Here is a 1,691-nt window from a genome sequence, read left to right as displayed (position 1 = left end):
GTTCGATGCTGCGCCCGTCGGCGGTCTCGGTGCGCCCGTCGGCGTGCAGCCGCATCAGCTCGGTGATGCGGTGCTGGGTGACGAACACGGTGCGCCGCCGTGTCTCGGTCGGATGGGCGGTGATCACCGGGGAGACCAGCGCGCCCCGCAACGCGTCGGCGACGGTTGCCGAATCCAGTTCGGCGGCTTCGAGTTTCGCGTAGGTGGCGGCCAGGCTGCTGTCCTGCGGCGGCTCCCCGGCGGCCACGTGGACCGCGCGCCGGCGCTCCCGGTGGATGTCTTCGGCGACGTTGGCCAGCAGCGCGAAATGGCTGAACGCCCGGATCACCGGGATCGCCCGGTGGATGTCGAGCCCGAAGAACATGCGCGACATGTCCGCGCGGTCGATCTCGGAGCGCCGCACCCGGAACGACTCCACCCGGGCGCGTTCCACGAGGTCGAACACCTCGTCGCCGCTCTGCTCGCGCACGGTGTCGCCGAGGATGGCGCCCAGCAGGCGGATGTCGGCGCGCATCGGCTCGGTCGCCTCGCGGCCGACCTGGGTCCGCTGCACGGCGCCGATCGGGGCCAGCGCGGTATCGGATAGCTCAACCATGGGTTCCAGTATCGGTGGAGACCACCGGGCCCGCCCGCCGAGAGAGGTCAGCGGTACTTGATGAGCAGGGCCATTCCGACGATGCACACCAGCCAGATGCCGACGATGAACAGCGTCAGCCGGTCGAGGTTCTTCTCGACCACCGTCGACCCGGACAGGCTGGACTGCACGCCGCCGCCGAACAGCGTCGACAGGCCGCCACCCTTGGCGCGGTGCAGCAGCACCAGCAACACCACCAGGATGCTGGTGACGACCAGGGTGATCTGCAGGGCCAACTCCATGGCTGGGAGTCTAGCGGGTGGGGACCGGGCGCCTCCCTTGCCCTTGTCCGAGTCGGCTCGTCGTGCTGACCGCGCACCTGCGGGTCGGCGCGCACGGCCGCCGCCTCGGTCAGGGGCCCCGCTAGGGAAGCGGCCCGCCGGCAGCGATCGCCGCCAGCGTCGCGAACTGCTCGCCGTCGAGCGACGCCCCACCGACCAGTCCGCCGTCGATGTCGTCGCGGGCGACGAGCTCGCCGACGTTCTTGGCGTTCACCGAGCCGCCGTAGAGCACGCGCACGGATTCGGCGACCTGCGGTGAGGCCAGCGAGGCCAGCTCCGCGCGGATCGCCGCGCACACCTCCTGGGCGTCGGCGGCGCTGGCCACCCGCCCGGTGCCGATCGCCCACACCGGCTCATAGGCGATGACGACCTTGCCGATCTGCTCGGCCGAGAGCCCGGCCAGCGAGCCGTGCAGCTGCTCGACGTTGTGGGCGACGTGGTTTCCCGCCTCGCGGACGTCGAGGTGCTCGCCGATGCAGACGATCGGGGTCAGCTCGTTCTTGAGCGCGGCGGCGGCCTTGGCGGCGACCAGCGCGTCGTCCTCGTGGTGGTAGGTGCGCCGCTCGGAGTGCCCGACGACGACGAAGGTGCAGCCCAGCTTTGCCAGGAAGGCGCCGCTGATGTCGCCGGTATAGGCGCCCGCGTCGTGCTGGGACAGGTCCTGGGCGCCGTAGGTCAGGCGCAGCTTGTCGCCGTCGACCAGGGTCTGCACGCTGCGCAGGTCGGTGAACGGCGGGATGACCGTGACGTCGACCTTGTCGTAGTACTTGTCCGGC

Annotated in this window: 3 protein-coding genes; all 3 read right to left on the bottom strand. The window is 71.0% G+C overall.

Features of this window, described 5'->3' with window-relative positions:
• Positions 1 to 595 (bottom strand): phosphoenolpyruvate carboxylase (locus AC2VOR_RS15170; protein ID WP_486964054.1); only part of this gene is annotated, 595 nt, incomplete at its 3' end.
• A 47-nt stretch (positions 596 to 642) separates the two neighbouring features.
• Positions 643 to 876 (bottom strand): preprotein translocase subunit SecG, encoded by a 234-nt coding sequence (gene secG / locus AC2VOR_RS15165; RefSeq protein WP_369739143.1) that lies wholly within the window; start codon positions 874 to 876, stop codon positions 643 to 645.
• Positions 877 to 997: 121 nt separating this feature from the next.
• On the bottom strand, positions 998 to 1,691 hold a 694-nt coding region (gene tpiA, locus AC2VOR_RS15160; RefSeq protein ID WP_486964053.1), incomplete at its 5' end, for a triose-phosphate isomerase.

The organism is Mycobacterium sp. TH-M103 (assembly GCF_057473785.1).
The sequence above is the reverse complement of the archived record's forward strand: the minus strand, read 5'-3'. Positions and strand labels throughout refer to the sequence as shown.